The 20,707-nt window shown below is 67.2% G+C and carries 18 protein-coding genes and 1 pseudogene; 4 read left to right on the top strand and 15 right to left on the bottom strand.

Annotated features, from left to right (window positions below; all coding sequences use genetic code 11):
* A pseudogene (locus ASG79_RS23730) lies at positions 1-311 on the top strand (HNH endonuclease); the annotation flags it as partial.
* A 45-nt stretch (positions 312-356) separates the two neighbouring features.
* On the opposite strand, the gene ASG79_RS11240 reads toward ASG79_RS23730, so the two are convergent.
* The 6 genes from ASG79_RS11240 to tdh all read right to left on the bottom strand — a co-directional run bounded on the left by ASG79_RS11240 (position 357) and on the right by tdh (position 6,767).
* Entirely contained in the window at positions 357-1,136 is a 780-nt protein-coding gene (locus tag ASG79_RS11240; protein ID WP_056391015.1) for a CPBP family intramembrane glutamic endopeptidase, read from the bottom strand.
* A gap of 111 nt (positions 1,137-1,247) precedes the next feature.
* Entirely contained in the window at positions 1,248-2,036 is a 789-nt protein-coding gene (locus ASG79_RS11235) for a DeoR/GlpR family DNA-binding transcription regulator (protein ID WP_056391012.1), read from the bottom strand.
* A 100-nt stretch (positions 2,037-2,136) separates the two neighbouring features.
* Positions 2,137-3,348: an imidazolonepropionase gene (gene hutI, locus ASG79_RS11230; RefSeq protein WP_056391009.1), complete on the bottom strand. Its 1,212-nt coding sequence runs from the start codon at positions 3,346-3,348 to the stop codon at positions 2,137-2,139.
* A gap of 11 nt (positions 3,349-3,359) precedes the next feature.
* Positions 3,360-4,475, bottom strand: coding sequence for an NAD(P)/FAD-dependent oxidoreductase (locus ASG79_RS11225; protein WP_056391005.1), 1,116 nt, complete (start codon positions 4,473-4,475; stop codon positions 3,360-3,362).
* Between the two features lie 40 nt (positions 4,476-4,515).
* Complete coding sequence (locus ASG79_RS11220) at positions 4,516-5,712, bottom strand: glycine C-acetyltransferase (protein WP_056391002.1); 1,197 nt, start codon at positions 5,710-5,712, stop codon at positions 4,516-4,518.
* An 8-nt stretch (positions 5,713-5,720) separates the two neighbouring features.
* The gene (gene tdh, locus ASG79_RS11215; protein ID WP_056390999.1) at positions 5,721-6,767 is read right to left on the bottom strand and encodes an L-threonine 3-dehydrogenase; all 1,047 of its coding nucleotides are present in this window, start codon (positions 6,765-6,767) and stop codon (positions 5,721-5,723) included.
* Positions 6,768-6,896: 129 nt separating this feature from the next.
* Here tdh and ASG79_RS11210 point away from each other — a divergent pair, with 129 nt between their 5' ends.
* Positions 6,897-7,808: a LysR family transcriptional regulator gene (locus ASG79_RS11210; RefSeq protein ID WP_018771896.1), complete on the top strand. Its 912-nt coding sequence runs from the start codon at positions 6,897-6,899 to the stop codon at positions 7,806-7,808.
* Between the two features lie 48 nt (positions 7,809-7,856).
* On the opposite strand, the gene ASG79_RS11205 is transcribed toward ASG79_RS11210, so the two are convergent.
* The 5 genes from ASG79_RS11205 to ASG79_RS11185 form a co-directional block, all read right to left on the bottom strand.
* On the bottom strand, positions 7,857-8,519 hold the full coding sequence (locus ASG79_RS11205) for a DUF5666 domain-containing protein (protein ID WP_056390996.1): 663 nt from the start codon (positions 8,517-8,519) through the stop codon (positions 7,857-7,859).
* Positions 8,520-8,710: 191 nt separating this feature from the next.
* On the bottom strand, positions 8,711-10,219 hold the full coding sequence (gatB, locus tag ASG79_RS11200) for an Asp-tRNA(Asn)/Glu-tRNA(Gln) amidotransferase subunit GatB (protein WP_018771894.1): 1,509 nt from the start codon (positions 10,217-10,219) through the stop codon (positions 8,711-8,713).
* Entirely contained in the window at positions 10,219-11,793 is a 1,575-nt protein-coding gene (gene gatA, locus ASG79_RS11195) for an Asp-tRNA(Asn)/Glu-tRNA(Gln) amidotransferase subunit GatA (RefSeq protein WP_018771893.1), read from the bottom strand. The genes gatB and gatA overlap by 1 nt, the downstream gene beginning before the upstream one ends.
* A gap of 2 nt (positions 11,794-11,795) precedes the next feature.
* Positions 11,796-12,092: an Asp-tRNA(Asn)/Glu-tRNA(Gln) amidotransferase subunit GatC gene (gene gatC, locus ASG79_RS11190; protein ID WP_043455998.1), complete on the bottom strand. Its 297-nt coding sequence runs from the start codon at positions 12,090-12,092 to the stop codon at positions 11,796-11,798.
* Positions 12,093-12,238: 146 nt separating this feature from the next.
* On the bottom strand, positions 12,239-13,735 hold the full coding sequence (locus ASG79_RS11185; protein ID WP_056390992.1) for a CitMHS family transporter: 1,497 nt from the start codon (positions 13,733-13,735) through the stop codon (positions 12,239-12,241).
* A 234-nt stretch (positions 13,736-13,969) separates the two neighbouring features.
* Here ASG79_RS11185 and ASG79_RS11180 point away from each other — a divergent pair, with 234 nt between their 5' ends.
* Positions 13,970-15,811: an ATP-binding protein gene (locus ASG79_RS11180; protein WP_056390989.1), complete on the top strand. Its 1,842-nt coding sequence runs from the start codon at positions 13,970-13,972 to the stop codon at positions 15,809-15,811.
* A complete protein-coding gene (locus tag ASG79_RS11175) occupies positions 15,804-16,466 on the top strand; it encodes a response regulator (RefSeq protein WP_056390987.1) in 663 nt (220 codons plus the stop codon). The genes ASG79_RS11180 and ASG79_RS11175 overlap by 8 nt, the downstream gene beginning before the upstream one ends.
* A 13-nt stretch (positions 16,467-16,479) precedes the next feature.
* Here the strand turns inward: ASG79_RS11175 and ASG79_RS11170 are convergent, their stop codons facing one another.
* The 4 genes from ASG79_RS11170 to ligA all read right to left on the bottom strand — a co-directional run bounded on the left by ASG79_RS11170 (position 16,480) and on the right by ligA (position 20,699).
* Complete coding sequence (locus tag ASG79_RS11170) at positions 16,480-16,860, bottom strand: RidA family protein (protein WP_056390984.1); 381 nt, start codon at positions 16,858-16,860, stop codon at positions 16,480-16,482.
* Positions 16,861-16,906: 46 nt separating this feature from the next.
* On the bottom strand, positions 16,907-17,410 hold the full coding sequence (locus ASG79_RS11165; protein ID WP_018771888.1) for a GNAT family N-acetyltransferase: 504 nt from the start codon (positions 17,408-17,410) through the stop codon (positions 16,907-16,909).
* A gap of 182 nt (positions 17,411-17,592) precedes the next feature.
* Positions 17,593-18,402: an inositol monophosphatase family protein gene (locus ASG79_RS11160; protein WP_056390981.1), complete on the bottom strand. Its 810-nt coding sequence runs from the start codon at positions 18,400-18,402 to the stop codon at positions 17,593-17,595.
* Positions 18,399-20,699: an NAD-dependent DNA ligase LigA gene (ligA, locus tag ASG79_RS11155; protein WP_056390978.1), complete on the bottom strand. Its 2,301-nt coding sequence runs from the start codon at positions 20,697-20,699 to the stop codon at positions 18,399-18,401. The genes ASG79_RS11160 and ligA overlap by 4 nt, the downstream gene beginning before the upstream one ends.
* Between the last annotated feature and the right edge of the window lie 8 nt (positions 20,700-20,707).

Genomic DNA, 20,707 nt, shown 5'->3' with positions numbered 1-20,707 from the left:
GGACCCCCGACCCCGCCACCAACAACGGACCGCCCGGCTGGACCTCACCCACCGGCCGCCACTACAACCCCGAACACCACGACCCCCAACCAACCCACCGGCCGCCAGGAATAGTGCCGCTTGCCGCCGTTCCAGCCTGGCCGGAACCGGAAATGGAAGAACCGGAAGTGGAGGAACCCGACGGCGACAACCTGCTGGACCCGGAGGACCTTTTCGCTGCTGATGCCCTCTGGGACGACTTCTACGCGAAACCCTTCGTGTTGCCACCAGACCCACAAGCAGACTGGCCGTTGCTGCTGACGCTGATGTGACAGCAACAAGCATGGCTGGAGCCGCGCAGGCTGGTGTCCCGGGTCCTACCCCAACCCCATGGCTTTGCCGAACAGGCTGAAGCCAACGAAGGCCACGATATCCAGCAGGGCGTGGGCGATGACCAGTGGCATGACCCGGCGGGTCCGGGTGTACAGCCAGGCAAAGACCACGCCCATCACGGCGTTGCCAATGAAGGGACCAAAGCCTTGGTAAAGGTGGTAGCTGCCGCGCAGCACGGAGCTCGCCGCAATGGCCAGCGGCATGCTCCAGCCGAACTTGCCAAAGCGGTCCAAAAGGTAGCCCACCACAATGACTTCCTCAAGCACGGCGTGCCGCATGGCGGACAGGATGAGCACAGGCACGGTCCACCAATAGGCATCCAGGGCGCTGGGGATGATGGCGGTGGTAATTCCGAGCGCCCGGCCGGCCGCATAGAGACCCAGCGAGGGTATGCCGATCAGTCCAGCCAGTCCGAGGCCCTGGAGCAGATCCCTGCCGGGCCGGGCAAAATTGAACCCCAGTTTCTGAAAGGCAGAGCGGGAGTTGCCCGCCTCGCCCGGCACTGCCTGGCGCTGGTCCGTCAGGAAGTAGAAGACCAGCAGCACGGGCACCAGCGCAAAGATGATGTCCAGCAGCTGATATGTGAGGTCGAAGTATTCGCGGGTGCTCTGGGAGCGGTTCAGGGTGGACGTGCCCTCGGCAAGCGGGGCACGTGTCATCTTGTCCAGCAGCTGCACCACGGAGTAGACAGCCGACTGGCCCAGGGACAGGCCCAGGACGATCCATACTTCGAGCCGAAGGCGACGGCGGGAGGGAACCAGCATGTTCCCATCTTGCCTTCAGTTTCTGGATCCGGCCTGATGGAGCGGCTGGTGTCCGCAGTCGTAAGCGGGCAGCGGTGCGCCGCCGGAGGAGCCCGGTGCCGGCAGTTCGGGTCAGGCGGGCGCGACAATCACTTCCGTGCCGTTGGCTTCAAAGGCAGCCTTGTCGCGGGGCGAGATGCCGGCATCGGTGATCAGCCGGGTGAAGTTGTAGCCGTCCATGGTGGCGAAGGCCCGCACGCCCACTTTGGAGGAATCGGCCAGGACGTAGGACACCCTGGCCCTGCTGGCCAGCAGCGCATTGACGGAGGCCTCCCCCTCCCCCGTGTTGGTGGGCCCGACTTCGGGATCGATGCCGTTGACGCCGATGAAGGCGATGTCCAGCACCACCTTCTGCATGATGATGTCCGTATAGGGTCCCACCAGTTCATAGGACCGCGGGTTGAGGATTCCACCGGTCACCATCACCTTGATGTTGGGCCGTACGGCCAACTGGCCCGCGATGTTGATGGCATTGGTAACCACGGTGAGGGTGGGCTGGTTGGAGGGGGCGTTCAGGTCTTCCCGGGTGGCCAGGATCTGGGCGAGCGCTGTGCTGGTGGTCCCTCCGCACAGGCCAATCACAGCGCCGGGCCGGATCAGCGCCGAGGCGCACTGCGCGATTTGTTCCTTGGCTGCGGCGTGGTCGTCGCGGTTGTAGCGGCCGGGGAGGTCGTAGGCCAGGGCACCGGTGGTGGCGCCGCCGCGGGTACGCGTCAGCAGCCGGCGTTTGGCGAGGCTGTCCAGGTCACGCCGAGCGGTGGCCGGGGATACGTTGAGGGTGCTGACAATCTCGTCGACCTCCACCTGGCCGGTTCTGGCCAGCAGGTCAAGAATCGCGGTCAGCCGGTCAGTGCGCGTCATGCAAGCGGGGCCTTTCCGTACATCAGCCACCACGATCGATGACGTTTCCTGATTATAACTCAAGGAAAACAGTCAGGAACAATCAAAAAACGGTATGGACCTACCGCTCCCTGGCTCCGGCCCGCCACACAGCGTACGTCAATGGCATGCCGGGACGGTAAGCGAGATGCGTTGCGGACGGGGCGTTGAGCAGGTGCAGGTCGGCGCGGTGCCCGACGGCGATGGACCCCACGGCGCGTTCACCATCCGCATCGCGCCCGCTTTCCTTGTGCAACGCCAGTGCGCCGCCATAGGTGGCGGCGCGGACGGCCTCATGCACGCTCAAGTGCATCTGGAGGACGGCGGTGGTGACGCAGAATGCCATGGAACTTGTATACGACGTTCCGGGATTGCAGTTGGAAGCGAGCGCCACCTGCACACCGGCGTCGAGAAGCGTGCGGGCTGGGGCCAGCGGCTGGCGGGTTGAGAGGTCGCAGGCCGGGAGGCAGGTGGCCACAGTGCCCCGCTCGCCTGTGCCGGTGGCGGGGTCCCACCCGGACCAGGAAGCCGCAAGGGACTTCACGTCCTGCCCGGCCAGGTAGTTGACGTGGTCCACGCTGGCGGCAGCCATCTCCACGGCAAGCTGCACGCCGGGGCCCTCACCCAGCTGGTTGCCGTGCACGCGCAGGCCCAGTCCGGCGTCGCGGCAGGCCGTCAGCACGCGGCGGGACTGTTCGGCTGTAAACGCGCCCTCCTCGCAGAAAACGTCGGCCCACTGGACGTAGGGGCGGACGGCATCAAGCATCGGTCCGCAGACCAGGTCTGTGTACTCCTCCGGGTCCTGTCCGGCAGGAACCAGGTGGGCGCCCAGGTAGGTCACCTGGTCCGCCACGCCGGCGGCGATACGCGCGCTGCGGGCCTCGTTCCCGATATCCAGGCCGTAGCCGGTCTTCGTTTCCAGGTAAGTGGTCCCCTGCGCGACTGCCTCGGCAACCCGGCCCATGGCCAGGCGGGTGAGGTCAAAGTCCGACGTGGCACGCGTGGCGTTCATGGTGACGGCGATGCCTCCGGCAGCGTACGCCTCCCCCGCCATCCGTGCTTCGAATTCCGCGGTACGGTCCCCGGCGAACAGCAGGTGGCTGTGGGAGTCCACCCATCCGGGGAGCATGGCGCGGCCGCCGGCGTCGATGGCTTCGTCCGCCGCCGGGGCCTCGGCCGCGGCGCCGATCCACGAGATCCGTTCGCCCTCGACCACTACCGCCGCGTCCTTCAGGACCCGGTGTTCAAGGTCCTGGGTCATCAGCTCGGCAATATTGGTGATCAGGGTGCTCATTGAACCATTCTTCAGCGTCGGATGGACCAGCGGCTGGCAGCAAGGGCCCGCGCTGTCCGGGATTCCGGACCGTCGGCGGCGGCACCTCCGGACGCTCCCTGGCCGGCGAGGATCTGGTCAGCCGCCAGCTCAGCCATCGCAGCGGATGTCTGGAAGCCGTAGCCGCCCTGCCCCACGAGCCAGTAGAAGCCGGGGGCTTCGGCATCGAAGCCCGCCACCGGAACCCCGTCGGCGGCCTCAGTGCGCAGGCCGGTCCAGGCGCGGCGGATTCCCGTGATTCCCAGGCTGGTGATGGAGTTCAGCTTTTCCACCAGGCGCTCCACGTCGCCTGGCCGGGGCCGCGCGTCCTCGGGGCCACTGGGCACGGTTTCGGACGGCGAAACCAGGACGTCGTCACCGTCAGTGCGGAAGTAGAAGGTATTGTCCGCTGCCGCCACCATCGGGGTGGCGGCAGGCAGGGGGCGTTCGACGGCGGCAATCGCCGCAGTGCGCCGGTACGGCTGCAGCCCCAGCTTCTCGACGCCGCTGATCACTGCGAGCTCATCAGCCCATGCCCCGGCTGCATTGACCAGGACGCCGGCTTCAAAGCCCTCGGCCCCGGCACCTACCTGCCATCCGGAACCCAGCCGTTGCGCCGAATGCACCCGTGCGCCGGTGATGATATCGGCTCCGGCCTCGAGTGCCTGCTTGCGGTGCGTGTCCAGGAGCAGGGGCGCGTTGCAGCCAAACGAGCCAGTATCCAGTCCGGCGGCGGCGAAGGTTCCCGGGAGCAGGGCCGGGCACAGCTCAAGCGCGCGGTCAACGGCGATGGGCTGCATGTGCCCGCTGGATTCCGCGGCAACATCGGCCTCGGAGCCGATCAGCATGAAGCTGCGCGGCGTCAGGACCGGTTCCGGCAGTTCCGCGTCCCGCGCCGCGATCAGTTCCAAGGTCCGGAGCGTGAGTTCCTGCACCACGGGAGGGCCGTAGCTCGGGATCAGCTGCCGGGCGGAGCGGGAGGACGTGTGGTACGCCAGCTCCTGCTCCGCCTCCACCAGTGCCACGCTGCAGCGGCCGGCCAGCGCGGAGGCCAGGGACAGGCCGGCAATGCCGCCGCCCACGATCAGGACATCGTAATGTGCTGCCATCCGTCCATCCTTGCAGAGTTCGTGGCCGGTGGAACTTTCGTCAGGCTGCTGCCTCGGCGCGGCTGGCGACGAAGGCACGAACGCACGCTTCGACGTCGTCCGCTGAATGGGCGGCGGACAGCTGCACCCGGATCCTCGCGGCACCGCGCGGAACCACGGGGAAGCTGAAGGCGGTGACGAAGACGCCGTGCTGAAGCATGAGGTCGGCAACCTTGGCGGCCATCACGGCATCGCCGAACATCACCGGCACGATGGCGTGTTCGCCGGGCAGCAGGTCGAAACCCTCCCCGGTCATGTGGCGGCGGAACAGTTCGGCGTTTTCGAAGAGACGGCGGCGCAGGTCGCCCGAGTTTTCCACCAGGTCCAGAGCCTTGAGGGTGGCGGCCACAATGGCGGGAGCCACCGAGTTGGAGAACAGGTAGGGGCGCGCCTTCTGCCGCAGCATGGCAATGATCTCCCTGCGGCCGGACACGTAGCCGCCTGACGCCCCGCCCAGGGCCTTGCCGAAGGTGCCGGTGTAGATGTCCACGCGGGAGGACACGCCGGCGTGTTCGGGGGTGCCCGCGCCGGTGGCGCCCATGAAGCCCACGGCGTGGGAGTCGTCCACCATCACCAGGGCGCCGTACTTTTCGGCGAGGTCGCAGATGGCCTCCAGCGGAGCCAGGTAGCCGTCCATTGAAAACACGCCGTCGGTGACGATGATCTTCCGGCGGGCGTCCTGCGCCTCCTGCAGGCGGGCCTCGAGCTCGGCCATGTCCTGGTTGGCGTAGCGATAGCGGCGCGCCTTGCACAGCCGGATGCCGTCGATGATGGAAGCGTGGTTGAGGGCGTCCGAAATGACCGCATCCTCGGACCCGAAGAGGGATTCGAAGACGCCGCCATTGGCGTCGAAGCAGCTTGAGAACAGGATGGTGTCCTCGGTGCCCAGGAAAGCGGAAACCCTGGCCTCGAGTTTGAGGTGCAGGTCCTGGGTTCCGCAGATGAAACGGACACTGGCCATGCCGAAGCCGCGCTCGTCCATGGCGGCTTTGGCGGCATTGATGATGTCCGGGTGGTCGGCCAGGCCCAGGTAGTTGTTGGCGCAGAAGTTCAGCACGTCGGCACCCGGCGCGCCGATCTGTCCGGCGGTGATGTGGCTGGACTGCGGCGAGCTGATGCTGCGTTCGGTCTTGTAGAGCCCGGCGGTGCGGATTTCCTCCAGCTCGTCGCGAAGCTGGTCCTTGATGGAGGTGTACATGGGTTTCCTTACAGTCGGGTCCAGTCGAGGACTACTTTGCCGCCCACGCCGCTGCGGGCAATGTCGAAGCCCTTCTCCCAGTCCGTGGCGGAAAGCGTGTCCGTGACCACGGCGGAGATGCCCGCATGGAGCACGGGGTTGGATGAGAGCATGGCGCTCATGGCGTACCAGGTTTCGTACATCTCCCGGCCATAGATGCCCTTCAGGGTCAGCATGTGGGTGACCACTTTGCCCCAGTCGATGATGATTTCCTGGCTGGGCAGCCCCAGCATGGCGATCCGGCCGCCGTGGTTCATGTTGTCGATCATCTCAGGCAGGGCGGAGGGGTGGCCGGACATTTCCATTCCGACGTCGAAGCCTTCGCGCATGCCGAGCTCGCGCTGGGCGTCGCGGACCCGGGTGGTGGAGACATCGATGGCGAGGTCGGCCCCGAGCTGCCGGGCCAGGTCCAGCCGGGGCCGGGAGACGTCGGTGATGGCGATCTTGCGGGCTCCGGCGTGGCGGGCGACGGCGACTGCCATCAGGCCAATGGGGCCGGCCCCGGTGATGAGGACGTCCTCCCCCACCAGCGGGAAGCTCAGTGCGGTGTGCACGGCGTTGCCGAAGGGGTCGAAGATGGCGCCAAGTTCGGGCGTGACGGAGGGGTCGTGGTGGACCCACGCGTTGGTCTCGGGGATCACCACGTACTCGGCGAAAGCCCCGTCGCGCTGGACCCCCACGCTGACCGTGTGGATGCACATCTGGCGGCGTCCTGCGCGGCAGTTCCGGCAAATGCCGCACACCACGTGGCCTTCCCCGGACACCCTGTCGCCAACCTTGACTTCGCGGACGTCTTCGCCCACCTCCACCACTTCGCCGTAGAACTCGTGGCCGGCGATGAGGGGCGCTTCGATGATCCCCTGGGCCCAGGAGTCCCAGGACTGGATGTGCAGGTCCGTGCCGCAGATCCCGGTGGTCATGACCCGGATCTTCACGTCCGCCGGACCGGCCTCCGGCTCGGGCCTGTCGACGAGTTCGAATCCGGCCTGCGGGCCGGGCTTGTACAGGGCCTTCATTGGCGTCCTTACTTCTTGGCATTCAGATCTGAGGTCTTGTCCTCCTCATTGAAGCCTCGGCGAAGCGTTAGCACAACAGGAATTTTCTCAATCAACGATTTAGGAATTGCTAATGATTAGACTGGCGTGGTGGAGATACATCAGCTGGAGATCCTGCGTGAACTGGGCGCCCTGGGGAGCGTGAAGGCCGTAGCAGACACCCTCATGGTGACCCCGTCTGCGGTCTCGCAGCAACTGGCCCACCTGCAGCGAACAGTCGAGGTGCCGCTGACACGCAAGGAGGGCCGGAACCTGGTGCTTACGGAAGCCGGCCAAGTGCTCGCCGACGCAGGCGCCGCCGTCGTCAGCGCCATGGCCGACGCCCGCGGAGCCCTGGGCACCTACCACCACTCGCCGGCTGGCCGGGTGACGCTCAGCGGCTTCCACAGTGCCGGGCAGGCGCTGTTCGCGCCGCTGGCACGGATGCTGGACCGGCCGGAACACCCGCGGATCGAACTGTCCGATGAGGATGTTGCCCAGCAGGACTTCCCTGCCCTCACCGCCCGGTACGACCTGGTCCTGGCGCACCGCATGGACCACAGTCCCCGCTGGCCCGCGGAACGCGTGGCCGTGATCCCGCTGGCGCACGAGCCCCTGGACGTGGCACTGCCCGCCGGCCACCCGTTGGCCCAAAAAGATACGGTCACGGCGGACGACGTCGGCGCCGAGGCCTGGGTGACCAGCCACCCCGGCTACTCCCCCGCCGATGTCCTGTCTGCCGTCGCTGCCGTGTCCAGCCGGGAGCCAAACATCGTCCACCGCATCAACGACTACTTCACGGTGGCGGCGCTCGTGGCCGCGGGCGGCGTGGTGGGGCTGCTGCCCAGGTACACGGCAGGGCCGGTCCTGAATCCGGGCATTGTGCTGCGGCCCCTGGAAGGCATCAGCACGCGCCGCAGGATAGACCTGCTGGCCAGGCCGGAAAACCTGAAACGGCGGGCGGTGGTGATGGTCTGCGAGGCGCTGGAGGACATCATGGCCGGGCTGGTGCGGCAGGGCTGACCTGGGCTCAACCCGCGCTGGAGGGGCAGCTCAAGGGGCAACCGGACGCTATGCCCCTTCGTCGTCCTGGTGGTTCCCCTTGCCCATCTTGTGTCCAAGGCCGTGGCCGCGTCCCAATCCAAGGCCAGGCCCGTCACCGGCACCCTTCACGATCCGTTTTGCTGCTGCCTTGTCCCCGTCCTTGGTGCCGGAGATGCGTACTGTGTCCCCGGCGGCGATGTCTGCGGTGGTTCCGTCCGTCGGCTTAAGCCGCTTACCGTCGTCGCCTGTTGGAAACATGGTGATCCTGGTATCGGCGTTGACGGCGTAGGTCTGGGAGTAGCCGTCCTCGCTCTTGACGGTGATGGCCGAATCGCTGACCGATTCCACCGTCCCACGCTGTTCCAGGACGGTCTGGAACGTGCCGTCGGCGTTCTTGACCACGCCCTCGCCGTGGAGTGCCTGCGGACGCTGGGCCTTCTTGTCCTGCTTGTCCTGTTGGTCCTTCTTGTCCTGCTGGCCGGGTGCAGTGTCTTTGCCTGGTGCCGTGTCTTTGCCTGGTGCCGTGTCTTTGCCGGGCGCGGTGTCTTTGCCTGGTGCCGTTTGCGAGGGCGACGGCGTCGGCGTGCCCGTGGCGGACCACGCCAGGGCCGTCCCTGTACCCGTCAACGCCAGTGCCACTGCCCCGGCAAGCAATGCCTTGCGCGCCCTCATCGGTTCCCTTGCCACCATGGTTGTTCCTCCCGCACGCCGCCGGGGCACCAGCGCCCCGTGGGCTCAAGTGTAAGTCCGCCGCGGACGGCGCAGCCACGGGTACTTTCAGTCGGCGGCACCTGAGTACTTAAAGCCCAACTGGGTCGCAGTTAATGTCGTTATCAGCGCTCAAAACGACATCTGCTGCGACCCAGTTGGGTATGGGAGTGCTAGACGGTGACGCCCAGCTTCTCCAGGATCAGTTCCCGGACGCGGGCGGCGTCAGCCTGCCCGCGGGTGGCCTTCATGACCCCGCCCACGATGGCGCCGATGGCCTGGACCTTGCCGCCGCGGATCTTGTCCGCGACGTCGGGCTGGGCAGCGAGTGCGGCATCGATGGCTTCCAGGAGGGGGCCGTCGTCGGAAACCACGGCGAGTCCGCGCTTCTCGACGATCTCTTCGGGGGTGCCTTCGCCGGCGAGCACGCCGTCCAGCACTTCCGTTGCCATCTTGTTGTTGATCTTGCCGGCCTCCACCATGCGGTTGAGCTCCACGATGGTGGCAGGCTGGACGCCCAGCTGGCCGGGGTCGACGTCGGCGGCCTTGGCGCGGCCCACGATCTCGCCCATCCACCACTTGCGGGCCACGGACGCGGACGCGCCGGCCGCGATGGTTTCCTCAATCTCGTCCAGGACGCCGGCGTTCACCACGTCGCGGAATTCCAGGTCAGAGTAGCCCCAGTCGGCCTTGAGCCGCTTGCGGCGCTCGGCCGGCGGTTCCGGCAGCGTGGCGCGCAGTTCCTCCACCCATTCACGGGACGCCACCACGGGGACCAGGTCCGGTTCCGGGAAGTAGCGGTAGTCGTCCGCGTCCGACTTGGGCCGGCCCGACGTGGTGGTGCGGGTGTCCTCGTGCCAGTGCCGGGTCTCCTGGACCACGGGATTGCCGGAGTCCAGGACGGCGGCGTGGCGCTGGATCTCGTAGCGGACGGCGTGCTCGACGGCGCGCAGCGAGTTCACGTTCTTGGTTTCGGACCGGATACCGAACCGTTCCCGGCCGTGCGGGCGGAGCGAGACGTTGGCGTCGCACCGCACGTTGCCGCGTTCCATGCGGGCATCGGAGACGCCAAGGTTCTTGACGATCTCGCGGATGGCGGCCACGTAGGCCTTGGCCAGTTCCGGGGCGCGGGAGCCGGCGCCCTCGATGGGCTTGGTGACGATTTCCACCAGCGGGACGCCGGCGCGGTTGTAGTCCACCAGCGAAAAGTCGGCGCCGTGGATGCGGCCGGTGGCACCGCCCATATGGGTCAGCTTTCCGGCGTCCTCCTCCATGTGAGCGCGCTCGATCTCCACGCGGAACACGGTGCCGTCTTCCAGTTCCACGTCCAGGTAGCCGTCGTACGCGATGGGCTCGTCGTACTGGGAGGTCTGGAAGTTCTTGGGGGTGTCCGGGTAGAAGTAGTTCTTCCGGGCAAAGCGGCACGATTCGGCGATCTTGCAGTTCAGCGCCAGGCCGATCTTGATGGAGGACTCCACCGCCGTCTTGTTGACCACGGGCAGCACGCCGGGCATGCCCAGGTCCACCTCGTTGACGTTGGTGTTGGGCTCGTCGCCGAAAACGTTGGGTGCGGAGGAGAACATCTTGGTCTTGGTGTTGAGCTCCACGTGGACCTCAAAGCCCAGGACGGGGTCGTACTTCTCCATGGCCTCTTCGAAGCTCAGGATTGCCTCGGTGTTCATTATTTTGCCTCCTGGGCTTCGAGGGTACCGGCTGCGGCAAGGTCGGGAGCCTGTGCCAGCAGCGGGCCGCCCCACTTGGCTTCGAGCAGCGATTCGAGGACCGCGCCAACCCGGTAGAGGCGGGCGTCCTCGCGGGCCGGGGCCAGCAGCTGGATGCCGACGGGAAGTCCGTCCTCGTCGGCCAGGCCGCCGGGCAGTGACAGGCCGGGAACACCTGCCAGGTTGGCGGGGATGGTGGCGACGTCGTTCAGGTACATGGCCAGCGGATCGTCCAGCTTTTCCCCCAGCGGGAAGGCCGTGGTGGGGGCGGTGGGTGAAATCAGGACGTCGGCCTGTTCAAAGGCGGCGTCAAAGTCCCGCTGCACCAGGGTGCGGACCTTCTGGGCCGAGCCGTAGTAGGCGTCGTAGTAGCCGGCGGACAGGGCGTAGGTGCCCAGGATGATGCGGCGCTTGACCTCGTCGCCGAACCCGGCGGCGCGGGTGGCACCCATGACGCGTTCAATGGTCATGGGCCCGTCCTCGGGGAGGACGCGCAGGCCGTACCGGACGCCGTCGAACTTGGCCAGGTTGGAGGAGGCCTCGGACGGCATGATCAGGTAGTAGGCGCCCAGGGCGTACTGGAAGTTGGGGCAGGAGACCTCCACGATCTCCGCGCCGGCTTCCTTGAGCAGCTCCAGGGCGTCGTTGAAGCGGTTTTCGACGCCGGCCTGGTAGCCCTCGCCGTGAAGTTCCTTGATGATGCCGATCCGCAGGCCATCGACGTTGCCGGTCTTCGCGGCAGCCACGAGGTCTGCCAAGGGGTCCGGCAGCGACGTGGAGTCGCGGGGATCGTGGCCGCCGATGACCTGGTGCAGCAGGGCGGAGTCCAGCACGGTGCGGGTGACCGGGCCGATCTGGTCCAGCGAGGAGGCCATGGCGATGGCACCGTAGCGGGAGACGCTGCCGTAGGTGGGCTTCACCCCAACGGTTCCCGTGACGGCACCGGGCTGGCGGATGGAGCCACCGGTGTCCGTTCCCAGGGCGAGAGGCGCTTCGAAGGCGGCAACCGCCGCAGCCGAGCCACCGCCGGAGCCGCCGGGGATCCGGTCCAGATCCCAGGGGTTGCGGGTGGGGCCGTAGGCCGAGTGCTCGGTGGAGGAGCCCATGGCGAATTCGTCCAGGTTGGTCTTGCCAAGGATGGGCATCTTCGCGGCGCGCAGGCGCTCCACCACGGTGGCGTCGTACGGGCTGTGCCAGCCTTCGAGGATTTTGGACCCTGCAGTGGTGGGCTGGCCGATGGTGACGATGAGGTCCTTGACGGCGATGGGGACGCCGGCCAGGACGTGCAGGGCCTGGGCCTCAGCACCGCCGGCGGCGCGGATGGCGTCCACCTCGGCGGCGACGGCGAGCGCTTCCTCGGCGTTGACGTGCAGGAAGGCGTTGACCTTGCCGTCGACGGCGGCGATGCGGTCCAGGTAGGCCTGGGTAACTTCGACGGCGGTCACCTCGCCGGCGTGGAGCTTTTCGGCCAGCTGCGCGGCGGACAGCCGGATCAGGGTGTCGGCGCTGGTGCCGGCGGTGTTGTGTTCAGTCATGGTTATGCCTCATCCAGGATGGCCGGGACCTTGAAACGGTTGTCATCGGAATCCGGGGCGCCGGAGAGTGCCTGTTCCGCCGTGAAGGTGTGTCCAACAACGTCCTCGCGGAACACGTTGGTGAGCGGAATGGGGTGGGACGTGGCCGGGACGTCATCCCCGGCGGCCTCACTGACGGACTTGACCGAATCGACGATGACGGCGAGCTCGCCGGCCATCCTGTCCAGCTCTTCGGCACTCATCTCGATGTGAGCGAGCCGCGCGAGATGCGCGACGTCGTCACGGTTGATCGCAGCCATGGATCTCCCCTGCAAAGTTCGGATTGTTTTCCGATCCATTCTAGTGCGGAAACGCAGATGCCCGTCTGACGGCCCCCAGCGGGCGTCAGACGGGCACCTTACCTACCCGGTCCTGCCTCGGGGACAGGAGCGCGGGCAGCTAAAGACTAACCGATACCAATGGCTCCAGTCAGCAGCCCGACGCCGAGCATTACCAGGGAGATGACGGCAGTGCGCCACAGGACCTTCTTGTGGTGGTCACCGAGGTCCACCTTGGCCAGCGAAACCAGCAGCAGGATGGCAGGGACCAGCGGGCTCTGCAGGTGGAACGGCTGGCCGGTGATGGAGGCACGGGCCATGTCAGCGGCGCCAACGCCGTAGTGGGCGGCGGTCTCGCTCAGCACCGGCAGGACGCCGAAGTAGAAGGCGTCGTTGCTCATGAAGAACGTCATGGGGATGCTCAGGATGCCGGTGATGACCGCCATGAACGGGCCCATGGAGGACGGGATGATCTGGACGAGCCATGCGGACATCGCTTCCACCATGCCGGTGCCCTTGAGGACGCCGGTGAGGACGGCTGCGGCCATGACCATGCTGACGACGGCAACGATGGAGGGGGCGTGGGCGATCAGCTGGGCGCCCTGGTCCTTGACCTTGGGGAAGTTGACCAGCAGGGCGACCGCGGCGCCCACCATGAAGACGAACGGCAGCGGGATGATGTTGGCTACGAGCACCACCATGACGGCGACGGTCAGGGCCAGGTTGAACCAGAACAGCTTGGGGCGAAGGGTGGAGCGGTTCGGGTCAAGGGCGGTGTCGGTGAGTCCGGCGCCGCTGTCCTCAATGAGGGTGTCGGCGCGGTCCAGTACGGCCACGGACGATCCTGCCGGGGAGCCGTCGACGGCGGGGGCTGCTCCGCCGGGGTTGCCCTGGCGTCCGCGGCCGGTTCCGGCACCCGTGCCGCCGGTTCCGCCGGCGGAGGCACCGCCGTCGGACATTCCGTCAAAGCCTGCCGCCGTCTCCGGGACGCCCCAGATTTCCGGAGCGGTGGCACGGAGGCGGTTGCGCTCCTGCAGGCCCAGCAGCCAGGCGAAGGCGAACACGACCACCAGGCCGGCCACCAGGGACGGGATCATGGGGACGAATACGTCATTGACGTCGATCCTCAGGGCGGTAGCGGCGCGGGCGGTGGGGCCGCCCCACGGCAGGATGTTCATGGTGCCGTTGGCCAGGCCGGCCACGCAGGTGAGGACCACGGGGCTCATCTTGAGGCGCAGGTAGACCGGCAGCATGGCGGCCGTGGTGAGGATGAACGTGGTGGACCCGTCGCCATCCAGCGACACGGCGGCCGCCAGGATGGCGGTGCCCAGGACAACCTTGGCGGGGTCGTTGCCCAGCTTGCGGAGGATGAACTTCACCAGCGGGTCAAAGAGCCCGACGTTGATCATCAGGCCGAAGTAGATGATGGCGAACATCAGCAGCGCCGCGGTGGAGGTCATGGACTTCATGGAGTCCATCACCATGTCGCCGATGCCGAGGCCGGCACCGGCAAAAAGGCCAAAAACAGTAGGGACAATGATCAACGCCAGCACTGGCGTCAACTTCTTCGTCATGATCAGCACCATGAATACCGCGATCATGGCGAATCCAAGTATTACCAGCACAGCCGGCTCCTTCTTGTGAACAGCACCACAGCGTTGTGATGCGTGCTACAGACTTTAGGGTGGCGTCCGTCACGGCAGTGCCTTTGGCTCAATTGATTGGCATACTGCTTATTGGGAGCATTTTGCTCATTGTGCTCACGGGCCGGCGCGCTGAAACCACCGGCTCGGCCGCACCCGCACCTACGCAAACACACCCCTGCCAATACACTGCCAATACACCGTCAAGGAGGATGAATGCAGCGTTCCGTGCCCCGGCCGCCGCTGCGGTTTTCCACCCAGACGCTGCTGCTGCAGCTGGCGGTGGTGCTGCTGGTGGTGCTGCTCAGCGCCACCGTACATGCCTGGCTGACGTACGACCGGGTTGGCAGCGACGCCGAAAACCAGGCCCTGACGCTGGCGCGCACCGTTGCCTCGGATCCGCAGGTCAGGGCCGACGTGCTGGCCATCAGTGACCAGCCCGGCACTCCCCCGCCCGGCGAGCTTCTGGCCGGGCCGCTCCAGTCAGCAGCCGAGGCAGCGCGGACCCGGACCGGAGCGCTGTTCGTGGTGATCACCGACGAAACCGGGATCAGGCTGGCCCATCCCGATCCCCAGCGGCTGGGTGAGAAAGTCAGCACGGACCCGTCCGAGGCGCTGTCCGGCCAGGAAATCACCACCCGGAACACCGGGACCCTGGGCCCCTCCGCGGGCGCCAAGGTTCCCGTGTATGCGCCCGGCAGCACCACGGTGGTGGGTGAGGTGAGCGTGGGCTACTCCATGGAGACGGTGGCCCAGAGCGTGGCCCGCGACATCGGGCCGGTGGCGCTGACGGCCGCGGGTGCCCTGCTGGCCGGGATCCTGGGGTCCTTCCTGCTGCGCCGCCGCCTGCAGCGGCTCACCCTTGGCCTGGAGCCGGAAGAGATCAGCACGCTGGTCCACGACCAGGTGGCGGTGCTGCAGGGCGTGGACGACGGCGTCATCGGCGTCAGTGCCGACGGCCGGGTGAGCGTCTTCAACGCCGCGGCGCAGCGCCTGCTGGAGTTGCCGGATCTGTCCGGCACCCGCTGGGAGGATGCCCCGGTTCCGGAGCAGCTGAAGTCCCTTACGCGGACCGCGGCCGGCGCTGTGGCAGTTCCAGGCGCTGTGGCAGTTCCAGGCACTGTGGCAGTTCCAGGCACTGTGGCAGTTCCAGGCGCTGTGGCAGTTCCAGGCGCCGTGACTGCTGCAAACTCCGCCGGTCCGGCCGTGGATGCGCTGGAACTGGTGGCCGGTGGCCGGGTCCTGGTGGCGAACGCCCGCAAGGCGCTGCACCGCCGGGAGGACCTGGGCTGGGTGATCATGCTGCGGGACCGCACCGAGCTGCAGCAGCTGACCCGCCAGTTGGACGCCGTGGGAACCATGTCCACCGCACTGCGTGCCCAGCGGCACGAGTTCGCCAACCAGCTGCACACCCTGGCCGGCTTCCTGGGCATCGGGCAGCACCAGGAGGCACGGGACTACCTTGCCCGGTTGGCCGCCACCGGTCCGCTGAAGTTCCCGGTGGACCAGGCGGAACTGTTACAGGACCCGTATCTCCAGGCCTTCGTCGGCGCCAAGGGCGTGGAGGCGGACGAGCGCGGCGTTGCGCTCCGCATCGGCCCGGAGACCCTGGTCAGGGGGCAGGTCACCGAAGCCCAGGACGTGACCACGGTGCTGGGCAACCTGATCGACAACGCCGTCAACGCCGCCGTTGCCGGGTCATCAACGGAGCGCTGGGTTGAGCTTGAGGTCCTGGATGAGCCGGCCGACGACGGCGGAACGCTGCATATCGTGGTGGCGGACTCGGGTGACGGGCTGGCAGAAGGCACAGACGCGGAGGGCGTGTTTGCCGAGGGTTTCACCACGGCCTCCGGCCCTGTCCGGGCAGGTGGCGGACAGGGCTTCGGACTGGCTCTCGCGCGCCAGCTGGCACGGCGCCGCGGCGGCGACGTGAAAGTGCTGGAGCGCGGAACCAAGGGCGGGCCGGGCGCCGTGTTCATGGCGACCCTTCCGCAGACGACGGCGGGAAAGCCCGCCGCCGCAACCCCGGGGGCAGCCGGAAAGGATGAGAATGGCTGACGATTTTCGGGTCCTGATCGTGGACGACGACTTCCATGTGGCCAAGCTCCACGCAACGTATGTCGACTCGGTGGCAGGGTTCCTGGCGCTGGCGCCCGTGGGCACTGCCTCCCTGGCACTGCAGGCCATCCACAGCCTGCGGCCGGACCTGGTGCTGCTGGACGTGTACCTGCCGGATGCATCGGGCCTGGACCTGCTGCAGCAACTGGATGTGGACACCATCATCCTCAGCGCCGCCTCCGATGCCTCGTCCCTCGGGGTGGCGTTCCGCCGGGGAGCGCTGGGATACCTGCTCAAGCCCTTCACTGCGGAGTCGCTGTCCCAGCAGCTGCGCTCCTATGCCCGGTACCGGCGCCTCCTGGGCCAGCCGGGGGCACTGGACCAGGAGGCGGTGGAACGTGCAAAACGTTCCCTGATTCCGGGTGATGTCACGCCGTCGTCGAAACCCCGCTCCGCCACCGAAGCGGCAGTGCTGGAGTCCCTGGCCCCCGGTGAGCAGTACTCGGCCGCGGAAGTGGCCTCCCGGGTGGGCGTCTCCCGGGCAACCGCCCAGCGGTACCTGTCCTCCCTGGCCGACGACGGCGCGGTGGACATCCAGCTCCGCTACGGCACCACCGGCAGGCCGGAACACCGGTACGGCCTGCCGGCGCGGTAGTCCAGGGAGAGCGTCAGGCAGCTTTCTGGGCGACGAGTTCGATCTCGACAAGCATCTTCGGATCCAGGAACGGCAGCACGTGGACCAGGGAGAGGGTGGGGCGGATGTCACCGAACACCTCGCCGTGCGCCCGGCCGGCCTCTTCCCATTTGCTGATGTCCGTCAGGTACAGCTTGGACTGCACCACGTCCTCGTAGCCGAAGCCGGCGTCGGCCAGGACCTTGCCGAGTTTCTGCAGGATGTACTGGGTCTGGGTGTAGAAGTCGTCCCCCACGATCCCGTCGTCACCGCTTGCCGCGGTTGCGGAAATGTAGAGGGTGTCGTCCACCTGGACGGCACGGGAGTAGCCGAGGGTCTGTTCCCAGACGGATCCGCTGCCGAAGGTTTTGCGCATGGGTGGCCTTTCAAAGCTGGAATGGGTCGCCACCACTGTAGGGCTGCTACAGGTCGCGCCGGTAAACCAGCAGTTTTGTGTCGGTTCCGGGAACGAACCAGTCCCGTTCAGCCACCCGGTGGAAGCCGGTCCTGCGGTACAGGCCGTGCGCGCTTTCCCAGTCTTTCCCCGTGGTCAGGGCCACCGCGCGGATGCCCGGAAGGGTACGGGCATAATCGATGATTGCCTCCACCATGGCCCGGCCGGCGCCGCTGCGCTGGACGGCAGGGTCCACTACCAGCATGCGGAATTCCAGCTCGTCCGGCAGGGCAATGTCCGCGTAGGGTTCCCCGGCGAGCGCCAGCGTGACGGAGCCGATGATGGTTCCCTCCCGTTCGGCTACCCAGATGGTGGCCTGTTGGGCCCGTTCAGCAACGTCCATGATCTTGACCATGTACGGATGGGCGGGGTCGTCGAAGTAGCCTGCGGAGAGATAGGAGTCGCCGGTGATCCGGGCGATGGCCGGGAAGTCGGCTTCGACGGCGGGACGGATGGTTGGCTGCTGCTGCACCCGTCAATGGTAGTGGCGGCCCGGCCCCGGTTCCGGCGGAAACGCGCTTTCCGTGATCGAACTATCAGAACCGGTGAGCGGTACCAGTGCAGTACCAGTGCAGTACCAGTGGGCAGTGCCGGTGTTGCAGTGCCGGTGTTGCAGAGCCAGTGTTGCAGAGCCGGCCCGGCTTCCCGCGCCGCCTAGAGCGGAAACTTGCCGCTCAGCTCCAGGCTGGCCGCGCACGTCCAGGCGTCGAGCCGCTCCTCATCGGTGGGACCGCCGTCGAGCGGGCTGGTCAGGCGTGGCCTGCGCACCCAGCAGCCGGCTTCCTCCGCGATCAGCGCCCCGGCCGAGAAATCGTGCTCGTTCAGGCCCCTCTCGCCGTAGGCGTCATGCGTTCCGTCCGCCACCATGCACAGGTCCAGGGCCGCGGAACCAAGCCGGCGGACATCGGCAAATCCATCCATCAGGGTGGCGAAGGCGGCAGCCTGCTGGGAGCGGATGCCGGGTTCGTAACTGAATCCGGTGGCCAGGATCTGCCCGGTCCGGCCCGGGACCGGGCCCTCAAGCCTGGTGGTGGTTCCGCGCTCCTCCAGCCAGGCACCCCGGCCGCGGGCGGCGTAGTAGATCCGGCCCAGCGCCGGGGCGTTGACCACGCCGGCCAGCCAGGCGCCGTCGGAGTCGGCAACAGCCACGGAGGTGGCGTAGTAGACGATGTTGCGGATGAAGTTGGTGGTGCCGTCCAGCGGGTCGATGGACCAGCGGTGGCCGGTGGGATCGGCGGGGCGGGTGGTGCCCTGTTCCTCGCCGGTGATGCTGTCCCCCGGGCGGGCCGCGGCAATGACGTCCCGCACCGCGTTTTCGGCAGCGACGTCGAAGGCCGTCACCCAGTCCCCGGCCGCCCCCTTGTTGCTGGCGTCCAGCGCGGTGCCGTCCCGGCCGGAAAGGACCCTGGCACCGGCAGCGGCTGCCTGTTTGGCGACCTCCAGCAGTTCCGATGCGGACGTCATGCGTTCTCCTCCACTGCGGCCGGTACGGCCGCTTCCCCGTTGGCGTCCCCGTCCGCTCCCGGCGCTGCCGCATCCCCCAGGGCTGCCGGGCCGCCGTCGAGCAATTGCCGGAACCCGTCCTCGTCCAGCACTGGAATCCCCAGCTGCTCTGCTTTGTCCAGCTTGCTGCCGGCACTTTCGCCGGCCACCACGTAACTGGTGTTTTTCGAAACGGAACCGGCCGCCTTTCCGCCGCGGAGCAGGATGGCCTCCTTGGCCTCGTCGCGGCTGAAGTTGGGCAGCGAGCCGGTGACCACCACCGTCAGCCCTTCGAGCGTGCGCGGCATGGATTCGTCCCGTTCGTCCTCCATGCGCACCCCGGCGGCGGCCCAGCGGTCGATGATTTCAAGATGCCAGTCCTCCGCGAACCATTCCTTCAGCGCGGCGGCGATGGTGGGACCCACGCCGTCCACATGGGCCAGCTCCTGCTCCGACGCTGCCCGGATGCGGTCCATGGAGCCGAACGCCTGGGCCAGGGCCCGGGACGCCCGCGGGCCCACGTGCCGGATGGACAGGGCAACCAGCACCCGCCACAGGGGCTGGGTCTTGGCCTTTTCGAGTTCCTTGAACAGCTTCTGCGTGGTGGCGGTGGGCTTGGACGGCGACTTGGCCGTGCCCTTGCTGAAGAAGTACGGCACCAGCTCGTACTCGCCGGTGGGAACGCCCTTGGTTTTCTTCTCCCTCCGGATCCGGACGCCGGCCAGGTCCTCGGGGGTGAGGTCGAACAGTCCGGCTTCGGAGGCCAGGGGCGGAACATCGGGTTCGGCCGGCTGGGTCAGCGCAATGGCCGCTTCCCAGCCCAGGGCCTCGATGTCGAAGGCGCCACGGCCCGCTACGTGGAACACCCGCTCACGAAGCTGCGACGGGCAGGACCTGGCGTTGGGGCAGCGGACATCCACGTCCCCCTCCTTGGCCGGGGCCAGCGGAGTACCGCAGGATGGACATTCGGTGGGCATCACGAAATCCCGCACGGGCGGGTCCTGCTGGTCCCGGAGGGCCAGCACCGGGCCCACGATTTCGGGGATGACGTCGCCCGCCTTCCGCAGGACCACGATGTCGCCGATCTTGACGCCTTTGGCCTTGACCACGTCCTGGTTGTGCAGGGTGGCCATTTCCACCGTGGAGCCGGCCACCTTGACCGGCTCCATGACCCCGTAGGGGGTGACGCGGCCGGTTCGGCCCACGTTGACCTGGATGTCCAGCAGCTTGGTGTGGACTTCCTCCGGCGGGTACTTGTAGGCCACGGCCCAGCGCGGAACGCGGGTGGTGTTGCCCAGGGCCCGCTGGGTGGCAAAGTCGTCCACCTTGATCACGATGCCGTCGATTTCGTGGAGCAGCTTGTGGCGCTGGTCCCCGTAGCGCTTGATGAAGCCAAGGACGTCTTCCCTGGTCTCCAGCACCTCGAAGTACGGGCTGACCGGCAGGCCCCACTCCTTGAGCAGCCCGTATGTTTCCGACTGGCTGCTGGCCGCGAGCCCCTCGCGGGCGCCGATGCCGTGGACGAACATCTTCAGCGGCCGCTTGGCCGTCTCCGCGGGGTCCTTCTGCCGCAGGGAGCCGGCGGCCGCGTTGCGGGGATTGGCCAGCGGTGCCTTACCGGCTTCGATCAGGGCCTCGTTGAACTCCGCGAACGCCTTGGAGGGGATGAAGACCTCCCCGCGCACCTCCATTTCGGCGGGGAAACCGCTGCCGCGCAGTTCCTGCGGGATTTCCTTGATGGTGAGCAGGTTGTGGGTGATGTCCTCGCCCGTGGTTCCATCGCCGCGGGTGGCAGCCCTCACCAGTCTGCCGTCGCGGTACAGGAGGTTGACAGCAAGGCCATCGATCTTGAGTTCGGTAAGCCAGGCTGCCTTGGTGCCGCCGTCCCCGATTTTTTCGATGCTGGCCTCGGCCCGGTTGAGCCAGGCCTCAAGCTCGTCCAGCGAGAAGACGTCTTCCAGGCTGTACATCCGCTGCAGGTGCTCCGCGGGCGCGAAGGCGGCGGATACTTCGCCGCCCACTTCCTGCGTTGGCGAGTCGTTGGCCACCAGTTCCGGATGCAGCGCCTCGATCTCCTCGAGGCGGCGGAAGAGGGTGTCGAACTCGGCGTCCGAAACCAGGGGTGCGTCCTCCTGGTAGTACGCGAACCGGTACTTCCGCACCAGGTCCGCGAGGTTTTCGTATTCCTCGCGGATGGCTTCGGTGGGAACGGCTTCGGGCTCGTGTGGTTCCGCGGTTCGGGTGGCGGTCTGTTCTGCGGGTCCTGGTCCTGTGCTCACAGACCTAT

The organism is Arthrobacter sp. Soil761, assembly GCF_001428325.1.
Lineage (GTDB): Bacteria > Actinomycetota > Actinomycetes > Actinomycetales > Micrococcaceae > Arthrobacter.
The sequence above is the reverse complement of the archived record's forward strand: the minus strand, read 5'-3'. Positions and strand labels throughout refer to the sequence as shown.

Excerpts from the sequence above, each read along its gene's own strand:
- ASG79_RS11240 (WP_056391015.1), bottom strand. The coding sequence starts at position 1,136 with ATGCTGGTTCCCTCCCGCCGTCGCCTTCGGCTCGAAGTATGGATCGTC.
- ASG79_RS11235 (WP_056391012.1), bottom strand. The coding sequence starts at position 2,036 with ATGACGCGCACTGACCGGCTGACCGCGATTCTTGACCTGCTGGCCAGA.
- hutI (WP_056391009.1), bottom strand. The coding sequence starts at position 3,348 with ATGAGCACCCTGATCACCAATATTGCCGAGCTGATGACCCAGGACCTT.
- ASG79_RS11225 (WP_056391005.1), bottom strand. The coding sequence starts at position 4,475 with ATGGCAGCACATTACGATGTCCTGATCGTGGGCGGCGGCATTGCCGGC.
- ASG79_RS11220 (WP_056391002.1), bottom strand. The coding sequence starts at position 5,712 with ATGTACACCTCCATCAAGGACCAGCTTCGCGACGAGCTGGAGGAAATC.
- tdh (WP_056390999.1), bottom strand. The coding sequence starts at position 6,767 with ATGAAGGCCCTGTACAAGCCCGGCCCGCAGGCCGGATTCGAACTCGTC.
- ASG79_RS11205 (WP_056390996.1), bottom strand. The coding sequence starts at position 8,519 with ATGGTGGCAAGGGAACCGATGAGGGCGCGCAAGGCATTGCTTGCCGGG.
- gatB (WP_018771894.1), bottom strand. The coding sequence starts at position 10,219 with ATGAACACCGAGGCAATCCTGAGCTTCGAAGAGGCCATGGAGAAGTAC.
- gatA (WP_018771893.1), bottom strand. The coding sequence starts at position 11,793 with ATGACTGAACACAACACCGCCGGCACCAGCGCCGACACCCTGATCCGG.
- gatC (WP_043455998.1), bottom strand. The coding sequence starts at position 12,092 with ATGGCTGCGATCAACCGTGACGACGTCGCGCATCTCGCGCGGCTCGCT.
- ASG79_RS11180 (WP_056390989.1), top strand. The coding sequence starts at position 13,970 with ATGCAGCGTTCCGTGCCCCGGCCGCCGCTGCGGTTTTCCACCCAGACG.
- ASG79_RS11175 (WP_056390987.1), top strand. The coding sequence starts at position 15,804 with ATGGCTGACGATTTTCGGGTCCTGATCGTGGACGACGACTTCCATGTG.
- ASG79_RS11170 (WP_056390984.1), bottom strand. The coding sequence starts at position 16,860 with ATGCGCAAAACCTTCGGCAGCGGATCCGTCTGGGAACAGACCCTCGGC.
- ASG79_RS11160 (WP_056390981.1), bottom strand. The coding sequence starts at position 18,402 with ATGACGTCCGCATCGGAACTGCTGGAGGTCGCCAAACAGGCAGCCGCT.